We start from the raw sequence: 21,813 nt of genomic DNA on the forward strand, positions 1-21,813 counted from the left end.
ATGCTGAATAATGAGCTTTTTTACCTGGCCATTCTCACGCTGACTTTTAGTGGTTTATTGGTGATTTTATTAACGTACCTTATTATACGAAAAGCATTTGTTATAAAAAAAAGGAGAACCATTGAAACTTACAAACAAAGATATAATTCCGTTATCTTTAAGCTGCTGACCGATGGTGGTTATTCAAGGGAATTAAATCCACAGAACAACCAACAACTAAAAGCAATTGAGGAGATGCTTAGCAGGTATGCAAATGTTTTAGAAGGAGAACAGGAGAAAAAAGCCTTATCAGAACTAGCCTCTCTTTATCTAAAAGATTATTATCGAAAACGGCTCCAAAGTAAAAGATGGAGCCGTCGGATGAATGTATTGTATCATATTGAGGATTTCCATATTAGGCCCCTTTTAGAGGATGTTTATAAGATGGTAAAGAAGAAGGGACCCTCCTATGAGGAAACAGTACATATTTTAAGAATTCTAGCTTCTTTTCAATTCGAAGATATCCTTGGATTATTAACAAAAGACTTTTCGAATTTATCAGAGTTTGAATACCGCAGTATTGTCATCCGCCTAGAACAAAAACAAATGGATCAATTTGTTCTAAGCTTCCATAAGCTGCAAACCTCTCTACAAATGGCGCTTCTTGACGTTCTATCTATAAAAAAAGAATTAAGCTATCAATATTTTATTGAAAAGGTTTTTTTAAACTATACCGGGGAAATCAAGCTCCGGGCATTAAAGGCATTAGCAAGCATCGGAGTTGTTAAGGATATTGATTTATATCTAGACCTAATGGATTCCGATAAATGGCAGGAGAGAATGTTAGCGGCGAAACTAATCGGTTCATTAAAAGAAGAAAAAGGTATTCCAAGATTAATGGAATTATTACATGATCGATCATGGTGGGTTCGTCACCAAGCTGGACAGTCCATTTCCCAGTTTTCGAACGGAAAAGAGATTTTAACTAGGATTTTAGAAACAACAAAGGATCCCTTTGCAAAGGATATGGCTTGGGAGTGGATCCATAAAGGGGTTTAGAATTTGCCAACTATTCAGTGGGGAGATATTGTCTCAGTATTTGGATGGTTTATTGCTGTATACATGGTTATTGTCATCAGTTTTTACTCGATTATTTTAATGATCTCCATATTACAGCTGCGAAAAGAATATCAACTTGATCGGGATCAAGCCTATGAGGACTATATGGATGAAATTTATTCAAAACCGGTATCGATTATTGTTCCCGCCTATAATGAGGAGGTTGGGATTGTCCAAAGCGTTCGGTCTTTGTTAAGTATTAATTATCCTTCGTTTGAAATCATTGTCGTAAATGATGGTTCAACAGATATGACGCTGCAAAAAATGATTGAGCATTATGATATGAAGGAAATAAAGAAAGTAATCCGAAAACAGGTAGAAACGAAGCCGATAAAAACCATCTATCAATCCTCCATTCTTTCGAACCTTTTCCTTATTCATAAAGAGAATGGGGGAAAAGCAGATGCCTTGAATGTGGGTCTTAATTTTTCTCATTATCCCTATTTTTGCTCGCTGGATGGCGACTCTGTCCTAGAGCCGGATGCATTTTTAAAAGTGATGAAGCCGATTATTGATTCAAATGAAGAGGTGATTGCTTCAGGCGGCAGCGTCCGAATTGCTAACGGATGTAAAATCCAAAATGGCCATATTATAAAAATTGGCTTATCAGAAAGACCTTTAGTTGTCATGCAAATTATTGAATATTTACGGGCCTTTTTGATGGGGCGAATTGGCCTGAGCAGACATAATCTTCTCCTTATTATATCGGGGGCGTTTGGTGTTTTTTCTAAACACTGGGTAATCGAAGCAGGGGGATATAAAACCGATACCGTTGGTGAAGATATGGAATTAGTGGTCCGTGTTCATCGAATGGTAAAGGAAAGACGATTAAAGAAAAAGATTGTGTATGTGCCTGACCCCGTATGCTGGACGGAGGTCCCCGAAAGCATTTCGATTCTTCGGAAGCAAAGAAGGCGCTGGCACCGGGGATTATTCGAGAGCCTTTGGACACATCGCAAACTCACCTTTAATCCACGATACGGTATGATTGGGCTGATATCTTTTCCTTATTTTTGGATTGTGGAGTTTTTTGGTCCGATTATTGAATTTTTAGGCTATATATTTATGATTCTCTGTCTATTTTTCGGAGGAATTTATATTGAATTTGCCATCCTGTTATTTCTCCTGTCGTGCTTATATGGTTCCATCTTTTCGATGGCAGCCGTACTGCTGGAGGAATGGAGTTTAACCAAATATCCTAGAGTATTCGATATTATAAAGCTTTTTTTCTATTCCTTAACAGAAACCATCTGGTACCGCCCGATGACGGTTTTTTTTCGATGTGAAGGAGTTTTGCAGATGCTTAAAGGCGATCAAAGCTGGGGAGAGATGAAAAGAAAAGGTGTTTCCGAATGAAGAAGCAAGTCTATTTAATGATTTACGTCTTCTTATTTTTGTTGATTCTTACGAGTCCCTTTTGGCTTTGGTTTATCCAACCTGAAAAAAAGCTAAACGTTTTAATCATGGATAAGACCGTTCCGAATCAGTCGTATCGAGAACATAAGGGATTGGTTTGGATTCTTAATAATGAAAAGTATGTTAAAAATAAAAACAATCCCTATTCAGCTCGTTCGGATTATAAAGGCTATGAACCAGAGAAAGGAAGCGGCTACAAGATTATTCCTTTCCCTAAGGATTTAGCGCAGTATGATGTTTTTTATTTAACCGACCAGTACGGAGTATATAAGGAAGATGTTAAGCTTCATAATCCATATGGAAAAAGATCCGAAAAGATTTATGGAGGATTAGATTCTCATGATGTCAACCAAATCGAAAAGTCTCTATTAACAGCAAAAGGAAAAACGTTAATTGCTGAATTTAACACATTTGCAAGTCCTACCTCCGAAACGGCCCGATCCAAAATATCAAACTTATTAAACCTGGATTGGTCCGGCTGGATTGGCCGGTATTTTTCCGATTTAAACAGTACAGAAGTTCCCCAATGGGTTAAAAAACAGTACGAGGAAAAAAATAAGAAGTGGACTTTTTCCGGACAAGGTATTGTATTTGTAAGTAAAAATAATTATATTGTCGTGATTGACCAAAAGGAATTAACCGATAATGGATTACTTTTCCAAGTAACAAGGAAAGGAAGGAATCAATTTAAAGAAGACCTTCACGGCAAGTATCAATATTGGTTTGATATCATCCAACCAAGAAATGATGAAGAAATCCTAGCCAACTATCAACTCCCGATTACGAATGCTGCAAAGAAGAAATTGAAAAGTTTTGGAATTCCAACCAGCTTTCCTGCTGTGATTTCACATCAAAATGTAAAATATACTTCTTATTATTTCGCCGGTGATTATGCTGACGAAGTGGATGTGCCTGGAATCTATCAGACAAAGGGCTTCGATTTATGGAAACAGCATTTTGGGGCAGGAAATTCATTTTACTGGGAAACCTATGTCCCTATGTTGAAAAGAATATTAAAAGATGGGCTGTATCATCAAATTAAGCAAGAACCGGTTGAATCGAGTGTGACGAAGGGGATTAAGATAAACAGCCGGACGGGGAATTCCTATCTTCAAATTAAGAGGAATGGAAAATGGTCAAACTTTCTCATAAAAGGTGTGAATATGGGGATTGGAAAGCCGGGGTATTTTCCAGGGGAGACGGCAATTTCTAAAGAAGAGTACATGCGCTGGTTTAAGGAAATTGGAGCCATGAATGCCAATGCGATCCGCATTTATACTCTTCATCCGCCGGCCTTTTATGAGGCCTTTTATGAATACAATCGAATGGCGAAAAAGCCGTTATTCTTGTTTCACGGTACATGGGTCAATGAGGAAAATCTTCTTCGAACTCAAGATAGTTTTGCAAAAGAAAATACAAGCGATGCCAAAACAGAGATTAAGAATATGGTGGATATCATCCATGGCAGGGCCAAGCTGGCTGCACGCCCGGGGCATGCGTCCGGTACGTATTCTTATGACATTTCAAAATATGTTCTTGGGATTATTGTTGGAACAGAATGGGATCCCGGTATGGTGGCGAACACCAATTCAAAGCACCCAAATATGCACCAATTTACGGGAAACTATTTCAAAACAATTGGGGCATCACCATTTGAAATTTGGCTTGCCGGGCTAATGGAATTTGCTTCTGAATATGAAGCGACAAAGTATCATTGGCAGCACTCCATCAGCTTTACCAATTGGGTTACAACCGATTTATTAAAACATCCGGATGAACCTTTAGAAACTGAGGACTTGGTTTCGGTTGATCCCAATCATATTCGGGCAGGTAACCAATTTCATGCAGGGCTATTTGCCTCCTATCATATCTATCCTTATTATCCCGATTTTCTAAACTATGAGCAAAAGTACCTTAACTATGTGGATAAAAGCGGGAGAAAGAATAATTATGCCGGGTATTTACATGACCTGCTCGCTGCCCACAAGATGCCTGTACTGGTAGCTGAATTCGGTGTTCCATCCTCAAGAGGGTTAACCCATAAAAATGCATATGGGATGAATCAAGGATTTCATTCAGAAGAGGATCAGGGAAAAATCAATCAGTGGTTACTTCAGTCGATTGTCAATGAGGGGTATGCAGGCGGTATGGTTTTTTCCTGGCAGGATGAGTGGTTTAAGCGAACATGGAATACGATGGATTTGGATGACCCGAACCGAAGACCTTTTTGGAATAATCAGCAAACAAACGAACAGCACTTTGGCTTGTTATCGTTTGAACCGGGATATCGAGAAACCGCCATTACGGTAGACGGCGAGGAAAAGGATTGGGTCATGGCAGGAGTTGAGAGTGCTTATAAAACAAACAATACCAGACTTCCAATAAAGGAGGTACGATTCACGTCGGACAGCGGGTATTTATATTATCTGCTTTCTTTTCATAAGCCAATTGATTTGAACAGACAAAACACTTATTTGCTTTTTGATACGATTGATCATCAAGGCCAAACCAAGGTAAAGGCAGGGTCAAAAAAGGTACAATTAGATTATGGAGTTGACTTTTACGTTCAGTTAGTTGGTCAGAAGAATTCGAGAATGATGGTGGACAGTTATTATGATCCCTTCTACTATCAATACAGTAAACAGCTCAAGATGCTTAAACAAGCAACATATGCCAGTCAAAAGGATAATGGAGTATTCCATCCGATTCGTCTTGCCCTTAATAAAGAGCAAATGATTCCATCCACAAAGAAAAAGATTCCCTTTGAGGATTATGAAACGGGAGTGTTAAAGTTTGGTAATGCCAATTCCTTAAGTCAGGATTTTAATTCTTTAACAGATGTTAGTATTAGTAAAGATAAATTGGTATTAGAAGGAAGAATTCCATGGCAGCTATTGAATATTAAGGACCCAAGTCTTAAAGAGGCGATGGGGGATATTTGGAAAGGTGGATTACAGGGCAGTGTGAAGTTGAATGGAATCAGGACGGCAGTAGTAATGCTGGAAAATGATACTTTTACCCAAACATTTCCTGAAATAGTGAATGGACGGCTTCAGCAGGAGAATGCAAATATATATTCCTGGAAAGAATGGGAGCATCCTGCCTATTATGAACGGCTTAAAAAATCGTATGATATATTGAAAAACACCTATCGTTCAACCGAAATTCGTAAATAAAAGAAAGGCTGGGGTGCCAGCCTTTCTTTTTACATTCATTAAACAGAAATTTCTCCAGATTGTTCTTGACGAATTCGTTGTTTTTTTGCCTTTTTAAAGTGGAATAATTCGTAAATCACCGGAATGACCACAAGAGTTAAAAGCGTCGCAACAGCAAGCCCGCCAATCACGACGATCGCAAGACTTTGGGAAACAAGATTCCCTGTTTCCGCCTTTTTAAACAATAGCGGAAGCATGGCTGAGATCGTCGCAACGGCAGTCATCAAAATCGGTCTCATTCGAATAGAAGCGGCTTCAACAATCGCATCGCGAATAATCATCTTTTGTTCATTTTGTTTGATTCGATCTAGAAGTACAATCGCATTTGTGACCACAATTCCAATTAACATCAAGGCACCGAGCAGAGATGTAATATCCACCGTGATTCTGCTGATGAGTAAGGCAAGCACAGCCCCCACAGCCGCAAGTGGTAATGAGAATAATATTGAAATCGGTGCTCGAATCGTTTTAAAGGTGATGACCATGATTAAAAAGACAATTCCAATTGAAGCTCCCATTGTCATAAATAAATCAGTGAAATCATCCGCCTGTTGGGCACTTGCTCCCCCGATAAAGACTTCAACACCTGAAGGCAGCTTGACCCCCTTATGATCCTTTTTATCTCCGTTGATAATTTTAGCGATTTCAGTAGAAACCTTCGAAAGTTTCTTCGGATCAACGGTGGCGGTGACTTGAATATAAGGGTCGCCGTCTTTATGGAATTGGTTTGTTGGTTTTTCCTCTTTTATTAATTTTGCCACCGACGAAACCGGTGCGGGACCGGATGAAGTCATAACAGGAATATCTTTCAAATCCTTAGATGATTTCGGATCTAAAACAGGGTTAAGAAATACTGCAGTTTCTTGGCCATTTAAATCCATGGAACCTAGCGGTGTTCGATTTAGCATTACAGACAGCTGCTGGGCCACTTGAGCCGGATTTCCTTTTTCAGGGTCCACTTCAAGCGAGTAAACTGTCTTCTTAGCATCTTCATTGGTCGCTAATTTCTCAATTCCGTCAATTTCTTTGATTTTTTCTTTAATTAATGTCGAAACGGTCTCAAGTTTGGTTAGCTGGTCGCCTACGACATCAATTGTAATTTGCGGGTTTCCGCCACCCATTAAGGACGATGCAGCAACGGTAAGCGTTGCATTAGGAAATTGATTTTTTTGAGCTTCTATTTTTTTGATTAATCGATCCGTATCGTCCTTATCCTTTAAAACAATATTTATGTTTGCCTTAGTAGGAGAGTCGATTGCTCCAAATTTTGCCGCATCCTCATTGTTTCCGAGCATTGTAAATTCATCTTTTACTTCTTTTTGGGCAAGAATGAATTTTTCGAGCTTTAGAGTACCATTTTTCACTTCTCCAATTGGCGTATCATTTGGATAATTAAGTGCTGTTTGAACAAAATCTGCCGAAGAGTTGTCTACCGCACCCTTTGGCATAACAGAATAGACTCCAATGGAACCTACGAATAATAAAAAGGAAAGAGAGAGGATGATCCATTTATGGTCAAGCGACCAAGTGACCAATCCGATAAATTTTTTTGACGGTTTATGTTCAGGAAGCTTTGCATTTTTTAAAAGCCCTGCACTCATTAAAGGAACAACGGTTAGGGCGACGATTAATGAAGCAAGCAATGAGTAGGTAATCGTTAAAGCGAATGGCATTAAAAAGTCCTGTAATCCGCCATTAACTAATCCGATAGGCAAAAACACAGCAACTGTTGTTAAGGTAGAAGCCGTAATTGCTGAGGATACCTCTTTCGCTGCATCCATAACTAATTGAAAGGTAAATTTTTCGTTTTGCATTTTCCTGAAGATGTTTTCAATTACTACAATACTATCATCTACTAAACGACCTACTGCTACCGCAACACCGCCCAAGGTTAAAATATTTAAAGTAACACCGGAGCGGGATAACAAGAATAATGTAAAGGCTAAGGACAATGGAATCGAGACGATTGTTATAAAGGTAGATCGGATATTTCTTAAGAAGAGCATAATCACAATCGTTGCAAAGAGGGCACCAAGCAGAACTTCCTTCATCATCGATGTTACGGATGTCTTCACCATATCCGCTGTTGCCACAATTACAGAGGTTTCAAGTTGGTTATATTTTTTATTTATTTTTTTCGTGACATCTCTCAAGTCTTTACTTATTGCTACAGCATTTGATTGACTATCCTTTGTTACAATTAGCAATAATCCGTCCACACCGTTAACTCGGGTGATCGTATCTTGTGGTTTGGTAACGTTAATGGAAGCTATATCCTTTAATTGAACACCTGGCGCAACGGTAAGGTTTTCTAAAGAAGATAAACGGTCGATGTTTCCAATCACTTTAATATTACTGGCTTTACCTTCAATTGTTTTTTCGCCAATTGCAATTGCGCTATTTTGTCCTTGGAGAACACCCATAACGGATTGAATGGTTACTTTTTTCTCTGATAATAATGTGTTGTTTACTTTTACAGAAACATAGGAGCTGGCCATCCCATAGGTTTGAATGGATGCCACACCTTTAATATCTTTAAAAAGTGGAACGATTTTTTTGTCGGCAAATTTTAAATTTTCCGGTGTTAATCCTTCTTTAAAGGTTACAGCTACGTCTGCGATGGGAATCATGGAGGTATTTAATTGGACGACAGTGGGCTTTGAAACATTTTCAGGTAGATGAACATTGGACAATACCTCCTGCACTTCTTGTTTTGCTTCTTTCATGTCAGTTTTAGGATCATAATTAATATCAACTTTAGCGTAACCATCACCTGTTGTTGAGAAGATATTCTTTTTCCCTTTTACACCTGAAATCGACTCTTCAATTGGAGTTGTCACCTGATCCTCCATTGTTTTTGAATCAGTACCCTGCCCCATAACAATAATCGATATTTGTGGATTGTCAGCAGAGGGTAAGAATTCCATCGGTAAGGTAAAATAACTTGCCACACCCATGATTAGAATTAGAATCGACATAATCCACATCGCGGCTTTGTTCCGGAAGGACCATTTTGTAAACCAAGACATATTTCATTTTCTCTCCTCTTATGGTTATTTTTTCCTATACAACCATAAGAATATTATCATATTAAAATGGAAAATAAAACTATTTTTTTAATAATTTTCTAGATGATTTTGTTAAGTTTATGTTAATAAGTATGGGGTCTGCTTGTAACAGTTACGGTAGTCATGAGACCGACAAATATAATCGTTAATAGCGAATAAAAGAATTTTTCGAGCCCAACCACTTGGATTCCACTTGTAATCACGAGACCATCGATTAAGAAAATAATGATTCCTATATTTATAGAAGTAAATTTTGTTAGAAGCTTGGCGAGAAGATCTGTTCCGCCTGTACTTGTTTCATAGCGAAGCATGAGTCCAATACCAATTCCAACGAGAATTCCGCCAATAATGGTACTTGGTAAAATTCCTATATTAATTTTCCCGTCCATGAACGAAAACAAATCAATACAAAAGGAAGATATGATGAGTCCATGTAAGCTGTAAAAGAAATAACGCCGTTCAAAAAACCAAGCCAAGATATAAAGTGGCAAGCTTAAAATAATCATACTTAAACCTGTCGGCCACCCGTAAAAATAATGGATGATTAATCCGATTCCAATTACTCCGCCATCTAGCAGATGATAGGGAACTAGAAATCCATTTACGCCTAAACTTAACAGCAAACTGCCAATAAGCATCGCTAATATTTTTTGTTTCATCCTATTTCACCCCATACTTGTCCCTTTAATTTAAAAATATGAAAAGGAATGTAAATTAGAAGTGAATGCATAAAAAAGAGGAAGAATCAATCGATTCTTCCTCTTAAAGGCTTATTTTGAACTTTCTTCGGTCATCCGTTGAAGTTTTCCGGAAAGGGCTAATAAAACTAATCCAAGTACGATAGCCAATAAACCGATTACACTGAAAATTTCAAAGTAACCTAGTGACTGTGTTAGTGCTGCTAATTGTCCTGCAAGAATGTTTGCAATTCCGGAACCTGCAAGCCATACACCCATTAATAGGGAAGCAAGTTTAAGTGGAGCAATTTTACTTACAAGTGATAAACCAACTGGAGATAGAAGTAATTCTCCGAGTGTGTGCATTAAGTAGGTTAAGACAATCATCATCATGTTTGCTTTCATTGCGATATGATGATCATCGCTGCCTGTTTTTAATACTGCTAATAAAAGAATCATATATCCTAAACCTAAAAGCACCATACCTAATCCCATTTTTTTCGGTCCGCTCATATCTCCACGCTTTGTGTAAGAAAGCTTTAACCAGAGAGCGGAAAGGATTGGTGCAAGAATAACGATAAATAGTGGATTTAAAGATTGGAACCAAGCAGTTGGTACGTTAAATCCGAAAAGGTCACGATCAACAAAGCGATCAGTATAAAGTGTTAAGGAACTTCCTGCTTGTTCAAATCCTGCCCAGAAGAATACGACAAATGCAGTAAGGATAAAAATAACAGCTGTACGTTTCTTTTCAATCTTTGTTAAAGGTTGTTTAGTGTGCGTTGCATTTGTTGTTTTTGAAGCCACCTTACCTGTTGGCTTTTTACCAATGTCCCCTAAATAACGATTGCCCAAAAGGTTAAAGATTAACTGTCCAACAATCATACCAATCGAAGCAGCAAGGAAACCATATCTAAATCCGTGATGAACGACTCCATTGATTGTTGTCTTGAAAAGGTTATCGGATAAAAAACCTACCACTAATGGAGAGAAAAAGGCACCGATGTTAATACCCATGTAAAAAATAGTGAAAGCGCCATCACGACGACGATCATCGGGAGCATATAATTCTCCAACAATGGTTGAGATATTTGGTTTAAAGAAACCGTTTCCAATGATTAGTAATACCAGACCAAGATAGAAAGCCGCTCTACTTTGATCGGCAAATAATGCAAAGTTACCAACTGCCATAATGATTCCGCCAATTGTAATCGCAAGGCGTTGTCCTAGAAATCTATCAGATAACCAACCACCAACCATTGGTGTAAAATAAACTGCACCTGTGAAGAATCCATAAATACTCATTGCAGTAGCATCACTAAATCCTAAACCACCACTGATGAATTCTGTTGTAAGGTATAAAACAAGGATTGCACGCATTCCATAATAGCTGAATCGTTCCCACATTTCTGTAAAGAAAAGTAAATATAGGCCAGGTGGATGCTTTTTCAAGGCTTTTGCCTGCTCGGACTGTTTTAATGAAGCTGTAGTGTCCATTGTATACCTCCTAATGTCCATAATAAAAAGAATATGTTATTATTCTAAATTAATAAATATATACCGGTCAATAGAAAGTTACAACAGTGAAAAGAGTTGATATATTAGGAATTTACGGAATTATAAACAATGTTTTTAATATACAGAAAATGGAGATTTAATTATTTTGATATAATTTTCAGATTAGTTAGTTGGCAGGGGTAGCAACTTCAAGAAACGGTTCAATAATAAATTGGAACAAAAAAGACCAGAGATCTTGTGAACTCTGGTCTTAAATAATTAAAAAATAAGATTAAGAAGAAAATATAAAACGGACGCTAATAATGCAGAGATTGGCAAGGTGATGACCCATGTAATGATCATACGCTGAGCTGTATCCCATTTAACTCCTTTAATCCGGTGCGCAGAACCAACACCTAAAATTCCGGACGAAATAACATGTGTTGTACTAACAGGTAAATGGATGTAGGTAGCTCCAAAGATAATGGCAGCACCTGTTAAGTCAGCAGCAACCCCGTTAATCGGACGGATTTTCATGATTTTTCCGCCAACCGTCTTAATAATTTTCCAGCCGCCAATTGATGTACCAAGTCCCATTGCGATCGCACAGGAAATTTGAACCCAAAGTGGAACTTCTGCGTTATGAGGAAGAATATTATTTGCAATCAGTGCCATCGTGATGATCCCCATCGACTTTTGTGCATCGTTTGTTCCATGGGAATAAGATTGCAATGCTGCTGTCCCAATTTGAATATATCGGAAGCTCCGATTGGTCTTTGTTAAATTGAAATTTTTAAATACTACTTTAAAAATGCTGTAAACAATGTAACCGACAACGAAAGCTAAAATCGGTGAAAGAATAAGTGCCTCAAGAATCTTTAAAAATCCGCTATAGTTTAACGCTGCAAATCCTTCTGCAGCAATGGCTGCCCCTGCGATCGAACCAATAATGGCATGTGAGGAACTGCTTGGAATTCCGAAATACCATGTGACTAAGTTCCAAATAATCGCTGAGAGGATTGCTGCAAGAATAACGACCGATCCATTGTGAAGGGTAAAGGGATCAACAATGTCCTTTGAAATGGACTTTGCAACACCAGTAAATGTCATCGCTCCAATAAAATTCATTACTGCAGCTAAAAGAATTGCATGCCTTGGCTTTAATGCTTTTGTAGATACAGATGTTGCAATGGCGTTGGCTGTATCATGAAAACCATTTATGAAATCAAATGCTAAGGCACCAATAACAATTAATATCGTTAGGATAAAAATTAAGCTCATATTATTGCTCCTTACGCATTTTTCATTATGATGGTTTCAAGTGTATTGGCAACTTCCTGACAGCTATCGGCAATATCTTCAAATGTTTCATAAATTTCTTTGTATTGAATGATACGAATAGGATCCTTTTCGGTAGCGAATAGATTTTTAATCGATTGTCGTAAAATATTATCGCATTTTGATTCGAAATCTTTAATTTTGATGGCATGTTCTCTTATTTGAGGTAATTTTTTATTAGAAAGAAGTCCAACTGCTTTATCGATTTCGTGTACACTGCCTTGAATGGCTTCGACAAATTTAAGCATAAAGTCATCAGCTTGTGTGATGGAGTACATTTCGAATAATGCCGCGCAGCCTTCAAGCCCGTCCAGTACATCATCCATACTCATCGCAAGGTGGAGAATATCTTCCCGTTCAATTGGAGTAATAAAGGCGTCATTTAATTCTTTAATGATTTCATGAACAAATGAATCTCCTTTTGATTCATATTCCTTCATTTTTTCAGAAAAAATCTTTAAATCACTGATAGTTTTTAATTTATATTCGGTAAAGAAATTTACACTTTCTTTTGAATTAGAAGAAATATTGTTTAACAAAACTGAAAACTTGTCATGTTTTTTGAATGCCATAGTCTATTTACCCCCATATAATTGTTGAAAAGTTGTCATTACCGAAAAACATTCTATCTGATAAATGTCGAAAAAAGAATTATTTTTTAACAAACTTTACAAAAACTTAACATTAGAATTTTCTGAAAAAAACTATATATGGCTTGATAGATACCTGTTACTTTTACCAGATAAATGATTTTTTATGTACGATTCAAAGGGAAGTGACTCGGTTGACGAATCTTTTGGAAAGGAATATAATTATCTCGAATTAGAGATAATTGCCTTTGAGATTTCTTAGGAGATCGAAGGGATATAATAATCATAAATCATCCATTCGTAAGGAGTGTTTATGCATGTTTGATATATATAAAGCGGAGGAAAGATATTCTGCAGATCATGGCTGGCTTAAAAGTAATTTTAGTTTTTCTTTTGCTGAGTATTATGATCCTGCCAACATGCAGTTTGGGCCGATGCGTGTTTTAAATGATGATATCGTTCAACCCTTAAGAGGGTTTGGAGCTCATCCCCACCGTGAAATGGAGATTGTTTCAATTGTTTTAAAAGGACAATTAAAGCATGAGGATAGTACAGGAAAAAGTGCTGTCACCACATTTGGAGGTATTCAACGGATGTCGGCAGGAACAGGAGTTATCCATTCAGAGGTAAATCCTTCCGCAGACGAGGAAGTAAATTTTTTACAATTATGGTTTATGCCTGAGGAATATGGACTCACGCCGTCATATGAAAGAACCGATTTTGATCCTGCTAAAATGAAAAATGCCCTTTTACCGGTTGTTTCAAAACATTATGGAGAGAATGTAGCCAATATACATCAAGATCTTACGATATATTTATCAGAATTAGAGGCAGAAAAGGACCTTCGTTTTCATCAGGAAACGGGACGCAGAATTTTTTTCTTTGTGATTGAAGGGGAAGTAATCATTAATCAGAACCAACAATTGAATAAACGGGATTCTGCCCGTATAACAGAAACAGAGAGTTTACAAATTAAAGCAGTAAATCATGCAAAATTCATGCTAATTGATTTACCTTAAATCATAATAACCACCTTAAAAATAAGAACCGGATGTTTAATCCGGTTCTTATTTTTATATAGGATTAGAAGTATAAAATTTGGGTACTTTATACATACAAGCAATTCAGTACATGGAGCTGAATGCTTGTATCAAATGAAATAATGAATACTAAAAAGGAGTGTTCGCAGGTGAGCTTCATTTGGTCATTAATCGTAGGTGGTATTATTGGATGGTTAGCAGGCCTTATCGTGGGAAGAAATATTCCAGGTGGCGTTATTGGTAATATAATTGCGGGATTCGTCGGGGCCTGGCTTGGACAATTAATTCTGGGGGATTGGGGTCCAGATGTGGCGAATTTTGCAATAATTCCAGCAATAATCGGCGCAGTGGTCCTAGTCTTCCTGCTAAGTCTTGTCATGAGAGCCTTCCGAAAAACAGATCGCTAAAACAAAAAGCCTCCGATTTTCGGAGGCTTTTTATTATTAGAGAGAATAGACATCGATTTCTTTAAAAATTTCCGGCTTGTCTAAAAAAGGGGCATAGCAGATCACTTTTTCTTCTGTAAAAGGGTGAATAAACTCAAGCTTTGCTGCATGAAGGGCTTGCCGGTTAACAAGCGGTTTACCTCCATATAACGTATCACCGACAAGTGGATGTCCGATATGACTTAAATGAACACGAATTTGGTGAGTCCTTCCTGTATCAAGCCAGCATTTTACATAGGATAGCTGCTTTTTAGAGTCCACTTTCATTACCTGAAAATGAGTAACGGCTTTTTGACCGGTGGAAGATACCCGCCTTCTTGATGCATGGTGGCGGTCGCGTCCAATTGGTTCATTAATTTCTCCCTTTTTTTGCTTAAGCAGGCCGTGAACAAGGGCAATATAGGTTCGTTTAATCTTACGATTTTCCAGCATTCGATCCAAAATGGATCCTGCCAATGGGTGCTTTGCAAAAAGGATGGCTCCAGAGGTATCTTTATCTAGACGATGGATTTGCCGAATATTTCTCATTTCCCCCTTTGCTTGCAGATAAAAAGAAGCAGCATTAACAAGTGTATTGGTATCCTTTGTTAGGTCATTTGGATGAGTATTTATAAAAGGAGGCTTATTTAATACAAGAACATGATCATCCTCATATAAAACAGTAACCTCCATATAATGGAGAGGTAGGTTCATTTCCTCTTCTTCAAATAATTTTATTTGTAATTTACTGCCGACTGCAATGGATTTGTTCCAAGGATACGTTTGGCTGTTAACTAATACTTTTTGTTCCATACGAAATTGATGGGTTAGCTTCTTCGGAGAATTCCATTTTTTTTGAAATAGATCTTCTATCGTTATTCCATCCCAAATTTCTGGAATCGTTAACTCGAGCCAATTGCCTTTTTTACTTGTTTTTAACATTTTATTCTCCTTAAAAATACAGGTTTTGCATGGTTTTAATTACCACAGTTTTAACACAAGAAATTATGTTATCCTTATGATAAATTAAATATACATTAGAAAAAAGCGATAGCAAAGGTGGGTTACAAGTGAAAATTGTTTTTGCCTCAACACCAAGTCAAGAGGAAGAAATTTGCGGACTTGTGGGGTATATTTATTCAACTGTTTTTCCACTCTATTTTTCGGATGATGAAATTCGTTCTTTTGAACAGCTTAAGGTTTTGCACACCTCTAGCAAACAATTCGAAGATTTTAGCACATTAAAAGATGCTTTTCAAGTGATGACCAGCATGCAAACGATTATTTCCATCCTCGAGTCTCCCACTCTTGATGATCAATATTCGTCACTTTTTAATAAGAATGTTTCAAATTTACAAGAATTTGGGCTATTCTTCCCGTTTGAATATGATCAATTTGTGGAAGCGAAAAATATGAAAAACAGTATCTTCAGTATCTATACAAAAGCAGCAAATGAATTAATAATTTAAGCACCTGACTAGCAGGTGCTCAGGCTATCGAAAAATCTTTCGATAGCCTTTATTTTATTTGCTCTCTTTAACGATTTACTGTGTTAATTTATTTTGTTATTAGTTTGGTCTGTGCAAACAAGTCTGTTGATTTCCGCTCCAGGACCTCCCCGCGGAAAGCGAGTGACCGGAGCGGAAATCAACAGGCCCTTTTGCAGTGACAATCAATAAAATTGGTATTTGATTTGACAAAGTAAAAAATTGCCGAGAAAATATCCTTTCTCGACAATCTAAGCACCTGCCTAGCGGGTGCTTTATTTTTTATTCCATTATTTCCTTGTGCTTAATATGAAGAAAATTTAAAATAGTAAGGGGAAAAATTCGTTGAAATTTATTCTTCTGCGAAAAATGTCGGAATAATTCCAGGAATTTTAAAAGGAGTAACAATCTTGAACTTCGAAACAATATAGAGTAGAAAGAATCAGGAGGAGATAAAATGGACTGGAAAGAAAATGCAACAAGATGGATCAACTTTGAGGGGTTAGATTCAGAGCTAAAAAATCAATTATCGGAACTAAAGAACGATGATAAACAGCTGGAGGAAGCTTTTTATAAAAATTTAGAATTTGGTACCGGCGGCATGAGAGGGGAAATCGGTGTTGGTACAAACCGGATGAACCTCTACACGGTGAGAAAAGCTTCAGCCGGATTAGCTGCATACATAGAAGAAAATGGTCTTGAAGCAAAAAAACAAGGAGTGGTTATTGCCTATGATTCGCGGCATAAGTCTCCGGAATTTGCAATGGAAGCCGCGAAAACATTAGCAACAAAAGGCATTCAAACCTATGTTTTTGATGAATTAAGACCAACACCGGAACTTTCCTTTGCATTAAGATATTTAAATGCATTCTCCGGAATTGTCGTTACAGCAAGTCATAATCCTCCGGAATATAACGGGTACAAGGTATACGGGCATGATGGCGGCCAGCTTCCTCCTGAAAGTGCTGATCAGGTGATTGCTAGGGTCAATGAGATCGAAAACGAGCTGTTGATTGAGGTGGACTCAGAAGAGAGTCTTCGAAATGCAGGTCTAATTAAGATCATCGGTGCCGAAATAGATAATGCCTATTTAGAAAAATTAAAAACTATCTCGGAAAATCCAACACTTGCTGAAGAGTCGAATATTAAAATCGTTTTTACACCTTTACACGGAACAGCTAATAAACCTGTACGGAACGCACTTGCTGCTTTTGGGTATAAAAATGTCACCGTTGTAAAGGAACAGGAGCTGCCAGATTCCGAGTTTTCAACTGTAAAAAGTCCGAATCCAGAGGAACATGCAGCATTTGAGTTAGCGATTCGAGATGGTAAACAAATTGATGCCGATATTTTAATCGCAACAGACCCAGATGCAGATCGTCTAGGAATAGCCGTGAAGAATCATGAGGGAGAATATGTTGTCCTGACTGGAAACCAAACAGGTGCATTGCTGCTTGACTATTTGCTTTCACAGAAAAAGGAAAAGGGCACCCTTCCTCAAAACGGCGTGGTTTTAAAAACGATTGTTACCTCTGAAATTGGCAGGAAGATTGCAGACTCCTATCAATTGAAAACAATTGATGTATTAACAGGCTTTAAATTTATTGCGGAGAAAATCAATGAATATGAAAAAACAGGTGAACATACTTTCTTATTTGGCTACGAAGAGAGTTATGGTTATTTAATCGGCGACTTTGCCCGCGATAAAGATGCTGTTCAAGCAGCACTTTTGGCAACAGAGGTTTGTGCTTATTATAAAAACCAAGGGATGACCCTTTACGAAGGCCTGCTGCAGGTATTTGCAAAGTATGGTTTTTATCAGGAAGGACTGCGCTCCTTAACGTTGAAAGGAAAAGATGGAGCGGAAAAGATCCAGCGAATTTTGGCTTCCTTCCGTTCTGAGCCATTAACAAGCTTTGGATCCTTGAATACTTCCACTTCAGAGGATTATTTAACAGGAGTTCGATTAACCAAAAACGGTGAGGAAAGAATTGATTTGCCAAAATCCAATGTTTTGAAATATACGTTTGAGGATGGTTCATGGGTTTGCTTAAGACCATCTGGAACGGAACCAAAAGTGAAATTCTATTTTGGCGTAAATAGTGGAAGCTTTGAAGAAAGTAAAAGCAAGCTTGAAAAGATTGAAAATGATTTTATGGGGCTTGTCGATGAAAAAATAAATTTAGTATCTGAAAGGCGATAACATCTTAGAACCACAATATGAAAGGGAGTTTCAAAAATGTTAAAAGATCAAATTGCCATTGTGACAGGTGCATCCAGGGGAATTGGGAAGGAAATTGCTCTCAAATTGGCTGAACAAGGTGTGAAATTAGCATTAATCGGCAGCTCTGAGCAGGTTACCCAAACGGCAGAAGAGCTGAAGAATAAAGGTTTTTCTCATGTCCTTTCGATTCAGGCAGACGTTTCAAATGAGAGTGACATGCAAGAGGCTGTAAGAAAAACCATTGAAGAATATGGTCACATTGACATTCTTGTTAATAATGCAGGAGTTGGCTTTTTTAAATTAACCGAAGAAGTGACTGTCGAAGAATGGAAAAAGGTATTTGAAGTAAATGTGCAAGGGGTATTCCTTGGAATTAAAGCGGTTCTGCCGCATATGAAAGCACGAAGATCAGGTACAATTATAACCATCTCTTCCGATGTTGGCAGATACACGATTCCGAATGGAGCAGCCTACACTGCCACGAAATATGCCGTCCAAGGCTTTTCCGGTTCAGTTGCTCAGGAAGTACGTGAATATGGAATCCGGGTCGGAACGATCAATCCAGGGATGGTGGATACCTTTTTTGCGGAGTCAACCCAAGGCTTGCCAGAGAAAAAAGATTGGCTTAAGGTCGAGGATATTGCGAATGCTGTTGTCTATATGGCGTCCGCACCAAAATATATGCTAATTGATGAAATTGTCCTTCATCCGTTAATTCAACAATACCCAATCGCATAAATGAAATAAACTTGAAAAACGGCACCATAAAATGGTGCCGTTTTTTGTGGTGGAATTCTTTAGCCCGGTTGTAAATATTTTCTCGCACAAAACTGTATTCACTTGCTGTTTCAGGAAAGACTATACATCGGAATCTCATTTGGGTCGGTTTCTGCCGCTTCGTTTGCATGGTCGATGTATCGAAGCAGGGCATACAATTTTTTTTCTAATACTGAGTAATCATGTTCGAAATGGTAGGCATGCAGGAATTGTTCTATTTTCTTTGATAAAAATTGGTCTTTTGTTCGAACCATTAAAATTAACAAGTTATCCCATTCGGACCGGTGCGTATAATACAACGCACGGTCATAATCCACTTTATTCATTTAGTTGTCTCCTCCTTGTTAGGAGTTGAGTTTATTTTATGATTTTTTGCCGAAAACTTTCGCAGAAAATGTTGGACACCCTTAATTGACGCGTTTTTCAACTTTTACCTGTATAAAATTTTAAGTGGTAAACCACTACTTTCGGGGGGAAGATATGTTCAAATACTTCTTGTGCTTCATGATTTTATTTACACTTCAGCCTGACAATGCCTTTGGAGAAAAATTAATTGAAGTTAATAAACCCTATACGTACGAAATTTTAAAACAGGACCTTTCAAAGATTCAGAAAAAATATAAATCAGTGGTTGAGATTAAATCCATTGGAACCACTTATTTTGAAAAGAATATTTGGGCCGTCAGACTTGGGGCGGGTAAAAAAAATATTGTTCTGATTGGCAGTCATCATGGACGGGAATGGCTGACCAGCATGGTGCTGATGAAAATGCTCGAAATGTATGCTGATGCATATGAAAAGGGAAAAAGATCAACTGATATTTTAAACGAAGTTTCGATTTGGTTTATTCCGATGTTGAATCCAGATGGTGTCATGATTCAACAAAATCATTTTTCCCAGCTTTCCCGGAGCCAAAAAATTAGTTTAGTGAAGATGAATGAAGGTTTAGAGCAATTTGAAAGGTGGAAAGCAAATGGTATTGGAATCGATTTGAATCGCCAATATCCTGCAGGATGGGAAGCACTAAAGAATGAACCGGAGGGACCATCGTATAAGTCCTATAAGGGTAAAGCTCCTCTAGAGGCAGAAGAGGTAATCTCCTTAACAAAGTTTATTCATCGTATGCAGCCAATGGCGGCTGTTGCCTATCATACCGCGGGAAGAGAAATCTTTTGGAAGTATAAAAACGGCAAACATCTAAAACGTGACCGAAAAATTGCGAAAAAACTCTCCAAACTTACTGGCTACAAATTAGGTAGACCCGATCAAGAGGCAGTGGGTGGAGGTTTTACGGATTGGTTTATTACTACCTACCACCGACCGGCTCTCACAATTGAGATCAGCTATCTGGTTGGAGAAACCAACCCGCCATTATCCGTATTTAAAAAGGAATGGAAACGAAACAAGAAGGTGGGCTTGATGCTTGCAAAAGAAGCAAAAAAATTAGAGTAATATCTAGTCTTTTGTCTATGTTTTTTCTATCTTGTTTCATCATTCCTGCCTTTTCTTCATACATTGTGGTAATAGGAAAAGGGGGAATGGCTCATGAATGGGGAAGAGCGCAAAGCGCTTGAATATGCCATTAGCGAGATTACAGAAATCGCAAGCGGCTTTGGCCTGGATTTTTATCCGATGCGTTACGAAATTTGCCCGGCGGAAATCATTTATACATTTGGTGCATATGGAATGCCAACCCGGTTTTCACATTGGAGCTTTGGCAAACAATTTCATAAGATGAAGCTTCACTATGACTTAGGATTAAGTAAAATATATGAGCTTGTTATCAATTCAAACCCATGTTATGCCTTCTTGTTGGACTCTAATGCACTGATTCAAAATAAACTGATTGTCGCTCACGTACTTGCCCATTGTGATTTCTTTAAGAATAATGTTCGTTTCCAAAATACGAAGCGGGACATGGTGGAAAGTATGGCTGCAACGGCAGAAAGAATTCGCAAATATGAAATACAATACGGGAAAAAAGAAGTAGAGACATTTTTAGATGCTGTATTAGCCATTGATGAACATATTGACCCATCCTTGATGAGACCAAAATTAGCATGGTCAATGGATGATTTGGAGGAGGAAGAGAGCGGCGAACACCGCAGCCCCTCTCCATATGATGATCTTTGGTCATTGGATGATAAAGATAAAAAAGTTGAAAAAAAGCCGACAAAAAAGAAATTTCCACCAAAGCCTGAAAAGGATTTATTGTTATTTATTGAAACATACAGCAGAGAGCTAGAGGACTGGCAGAGGGATATTTTAACAATGATGCGCGAAGAGATGCTGTATTTCTGGCCGCAGCTTGAAACGAAAATCATGAACGAAGGCTGGGCTTCCTATTGGCATCAGCGAATCTTAAGAGAAATGGACCTAACCAGTGATGAGGCGATTGAATTTGCAAAATTAAATGCCGGTGTCGTTCAGCCGTCAAAAACAGGAATTAACCCATATTATCTTGGCATCAAGATTTTTGAGGATATTGAAGAACGTTATAATAACCCAACAGAAGAAATGATACGCAGGGGTGTTCTGCCAGGCTCCGGCCGGGAAAAAATGTTCGAAGTCCGTGAAGTGGAATCCGATATCTCCTTCCTGCGTAATTACTTAAATAAGGATCTTGTGATGCGTGAGGATATGTATCTTTTCCAAAAACAAGGCAGGGACTATAAAGTGGTTGACAAACAGTGGGAGCATATCCGTGACCAGCTTGTAAACATGCGTGTCAACGGGGGATTCCCATACATTACAGTAAATGATGGAGATTATTTGAAAAATGGGGAACTTTATTTGAAGCATTGGTATGAGGGTGTAGAACTGGATGTAAAATACCTTGAAAAAGTGTTACCTTATATTCAACAGCTTTGGGGAAGACCAGTCCATATGGAAACAAATGTCGAAGAAAGAAAAATGTTATTCACCTACGATGGTAAGGGAGTTCACAGGAAATATATCTAG

Annotated in this window: 17 protein-coding genes; 10 read left to right on the forward strand and 7 right to left on the reverse strand. The window is 37.9% G+C overall.

Annotated elements, in window-relative coordinates; all coding sequences use genetic code 11:
* The 3 genes from ACFQZ9_RS25800 to ACFQZ9_RS25810 are packed head-to-tail and all read left to right on the forward strand — an operon-like array spanning position 1 to position 5,690.
* Positions 1-1,038: a HEAT repeat domain-containing protein gene (locus ACFQZ9_RS25800; RefSeq protein ID WP_498946268.1), complete on the forward strand. Its 1,038-nt coding sequence runs from the start codon at positions 1-3 to the stop codon at positions 1,036-1,038.
* Between the two features lie 27 nt (positions 1,039-1,065).
* Positions 1,066-2,454, forward strand: coding sequence for a glycosyltransferase family 2 protein (locus ACFQZ9_RS25805; RefSeq protein ID WP_498946325.1), 1,389 nt, complete (start codon positions 1,066-1,068; stop codon positions 2,452-2,454).
* On the forward strand, positions 2,451-5,690 hold the full coding sequence (locus tag ACFQZ9_RS25810; protein WP_498946269.1) for a hypothetical protein: 3,240 nt from the start codon (positions 2,451-2,453) through the stop codon (positions 5,688-5,690). The genes ACFQZ9_RS25805 and ACFQZ9_RS25810 overlap by 4 nt, the downstream gene beginning before the upstream one ends.
* Before the next feature lie 38 nt (positions 5,691-5,728).
* Here ACFQZ9_RS25810 and ACFQZ9_RS25815 read toward each other — a convergent pair whose 3' ends face one another.
* The 5 genes from ACFQZ9_RS25815 to ACFQZ9_RS25835 form a co-directional block, all read right to left on the reverse strand.
* The gene (locus ACFQZ9_RS25815; protein ID WP_498946271.1) at positions 5,729-8,758 is read right to left on the reverse strand and encodes an efflux RND transporter permease subunit; all 3,030 of its coding nucleotides are present in this window, start codon (positions 8,756-8,758) and stop codon (positions 5,729-5,731) included.
* Between the two features lie 122 nt (positions 8,759-8,880).
* On the reverse strand, positions 8,881-9,456 hold the full coding sequence (locus ACFQZ9_RS25820; RefSeq protein WP_498946273.1) for a YitT family protein: 576 nt from the start codon (positions 9,454-9,456) through the stop codon (positions 8,881-8,883).
* A 111-nt stretch (positions 9,457-9,567) separates the two neighbouring features.
* The gene (locus ACFQZ9_RS25825) at positions 9,568-10,971 is read right to left on the reverse strand and encodes a peptide MFS transporter (protein WP_498946274.1); all 1,404 of its coding nucleotides are present in this window, start codon (positions 10,969-10,971) and stop codon (positions 9,568-9,570) included.
* 279 nt (positions 10,972-11,250) lie between these two features.
* Positions 11,251-12,252: an inorganic phosphate transporter gene (locus ACFQZ9_RS25830; RefSeq protein WP_198312858.1), complete on the reverse strand. Its 1,002-nt coding sequence runs from the start codon at positions 12,250-12,252 to the stop codon at positions 11,251-11,253.
* Positions 12,253-12,263: 11 nt separating this feature from the next.
* Complete coding sequence (locus ACFQZ9_RS25835) at positions 12,264-12,881, reverse strand: DUF47 domain-containing protein (protein WP_026574390.1); 618 nt, start codon at positions 12,879-12,881, stop codon at positions 12,264-12,266.
* A 335-nt stretch (positions 12,882-13,216) separates the two neighbouring features.
* On the opposite strand from ACFQZ9_RS25835, the gene ACFQZ9_RS25840 reads away from it, so the two are divergent.
* Positions 13,217-13,918, forward strand: a complete 702-nt coding sequence (locus tag ACFQZ9_RS25840; RefSeq protein WP_498946275.1) for a pirin family protein — start codon at positions 13,217-13,219, stop codon at positions 13,916-13,918.
* Positions 13,919-14,088: 170 nt separating this feature from the next.
* Complete coding sequence (locus tag ACFQZ9_RS25845) at positions 14,089-14,346, forward strand: GlsB/YeaQ/YmgE family stress response membrane protein (protein ID WP_198312856.1); 258 nt, start codon at positions 14,089-14,091, stop codon at positions 14,344-14,346.
* A gap of 36 nt (positions 14,347-14,382) precedes the next feature.
* On the opposite strand, the gene ACFQZ9_RS25850 is transcribed toward ACFQZ9_RS25845, so the two are convergent.
* Positions 14,383-15,306, reverse strand: a complete 924-nt coding sequence (locus tag ACFQZ9_RS25850; protein WP_498946277.1) for an RluA family pseudouridine synthase — start codon at positions 15,304-15,306, stop codon at positions 14,383-14,385.
* 128 nt (positions 15,307-15,434) lie between these two features.
* On the opposite strand from ACFQZ9_RS25850, the gene ACFQZ9_RS25855 reads away from it, so the two are divergent.
* The 3 genes from ACFQZ9_RS25855 (at position 15,435) to ACFQZ9_RS25865 (ending at position 18,813) form a co-directional block, all read left to right on the forward strand.
* Positions 15,435-15,833: a YhcU family protein gene (locus tag ACFQZ9_RS25855; protein WP_133338500.1), complete on the forward strand. Its 399-nt coding sequence runs from the start codon at positions 15,435-15,437 to the stop codon at positions 15,831-15,833.
* A 475-nt stretch (positions 15,834-16,308) separates the two neighbouring features.
* On the forward strand, positions 16,309-18,054 hold the full coding sequence (locus tag ACFQZ9_RS25860) for a phospho-sugar mutase (RefSeq protein WP_498946279.1): 1,746 nt from the start codon (positions 16,309-16,311) through the stop codon (positions 18,052-18,054).
* A gap of 36 nt (positions 18,055-18,090) precedes the next feature.
* Positions 18,091-18,813, forward strand: a complete 723-nt coding sequence (locus ACFQZ9_RS25865; RefSeq protein WP_498946281.1) for an SDR family oxidoreductase — start codon at positions 18,091-18,093, stop codon at positions 18,811-18,813.
* Between the two features lie 110 nt (positions 18,814-18,923).
* On the opposite strand, the gene ACFQZ9_RS25870 is transcribed toward ACFQZ9_RS25865, so the two are convergent.
* A complete protein-coding gene (locus tag ACFQZ9_RS25870) occupies positions 18,924-19,178 on the reverse strand; it encodes a YhdB family protein (protein WP_026574397.1) in 255 nt (84 codons plus the stop codon).
* 154 nt (positions 19,179-19,332) lie between these two features.
* On the opposite strand from ACFQZ9_RS25870, the gene ACFQZ9_RS25875 reads away from it, so the two are divergent.
* Together ACFQZ9_RS25875 and ACFQZ9_RS25880 are read left to right on the forward strand one after the other, a co-directional pair.
* Positions 19,333-20,304 carry a M14 family metallopeptidase gene (locus tag ACFQZ9_RS25875; protein WP_498946282.1) on the forward strand — a complete coding sequence of 324 codons (972 nt, stop codon included), beginning with the start codon at positions 19,333-19,335 and terminating at the stop codon, positions 20,302-20,304.
* A 93-nt stretch (positions 20,305-20,397) separates the two neighbouring features.
* On the forward strand, positions 20,398-21,813 hold the full coding sequence (locus ACFQZ9_RS25880) for a SpoVR family protein (RefSeq protein WP_198312851.1): 1,416 nt from the start codon (positions 20,398-20,400) through the stop codon (positions 21,811-21,813).

Source organism: Neobacillus sp. GCM10027624, from assembly GCF_042675345.1.
Lineage (GTDB): Bacteria > Bacillota > Bacilli > Bacillales > Cytobacillaceae > Neobacillus > Neobacillus cucumis_D.

What these genes read in the sequence shown, in the direction of transcription:
- ACFQZ9_RS25800 (WP_498946268.1), top strand. Translation starts at nt 1, where the DNA reads ATGCTGAATAATGAGCTTTTTTACCTGGCCATTCTCACGCTGACTTTT.
- ACFQZ9_RS25810 (WP_498946269.1), top strand. Translation starts at nt 2,451, where the DNA reads ATGAAGAAGCAAGTCTATTTAATGATTTACGTCTTCTTATTTTTGTTG.
- ACFQZ9_RS25815 (WP_498946271.1), bottom strand. Translation starts at nt 8,758, where the DNA reads ATGTCTTGGTTTACAAAATGGTCCTTCCGGAACAAAGCCGCGATGTGG.
- ACFQZ9_RS25820 (WP_498946273.1), bottom strand. Translation starts at nt 9,456, where the DNA reads ATGAAACAAAAAATATTAGCGATGCTTATTGGCAGTTTGCTGTTAAGT.
- ACFQZ9_RS25825 (WP_498946274.1), bottom strand. Translation starts at nt 10,971, where the DNA reads ATGGACACTACAGCTTCATTAAAACAGTCCGAGCAGGCAAAAGCCTTG.
- ACFQZ9_RS25830 (WP_198312858.1), bottom strand. Translation starts at nt 12,252, where the DNA reads ATGAGCTTAATTTTTATCCTAACGATATTAATTGTTATTGGTGCCTTA.
- ACFQZ9_RS25835 (WP_026574390.1), bottom strand. Translation starts at nt 12,881, where the DNA reads ATGGCATTCAAAAAACATGACAAGTTTTCAGTTTTGTTAAACAATATT.
- ACFQZ9_RS25840 (WP_498946275.1), top strand. Translation starts at nt 13,217, where the DNA reads ATGTTTGATATATATAAAGCGGAGGAAAGATATTCTGCAGATCATGGC.
- ACFQZ9_RS25850 (WP_498946277.1), bottom strand. Translation starts at nt 15,306, where the DNA reads ATGTTAAAAACAAGTAAAAAAGGCAATTGGCTCGAGTTAACGATTCCA.
- ACFQZ9_RS25860 (WP_498946279.1), top strand. Translation starts at nt 16,309, where the DNA reads ATGGACTGGAAAGAAAATGCAACAAGATGGATCAACTTTGAGGGGTTA.
- ACFQZ9_RS25865 (WP_498946281.1), top strand. Translation starts at nt 18,091, where the DNA reads ATGTTAAAAGATCAAATTGCCATTGTGACAGGTGCATCCAGGGGAATT.
- ACFQZ9_RS25870 (WP_026574397.1), bottom strand. Translation starts at nt 19,178, where the DNA reads ATGAATAAAGTGGATTATGACCGTGCGTTGTATTATACGCACCGGTCC.
- ACFQZ9_RS25875 (WP_498946282.1), top strand. Translation starts at nt 19,333, where the DNA reads ATGTTCAAATACTTCTTGTGCTTCATGATTTTATTTACACTTCAGCCT.
- ACFQZ9_RS25880 (WP_198312851.1), top strand. Translation starts at nt 20,398, where the DNA reads ATGAATGGGGAAGAGCGCAAAGCGCTTGAATATGCCATTAGCGAGATT.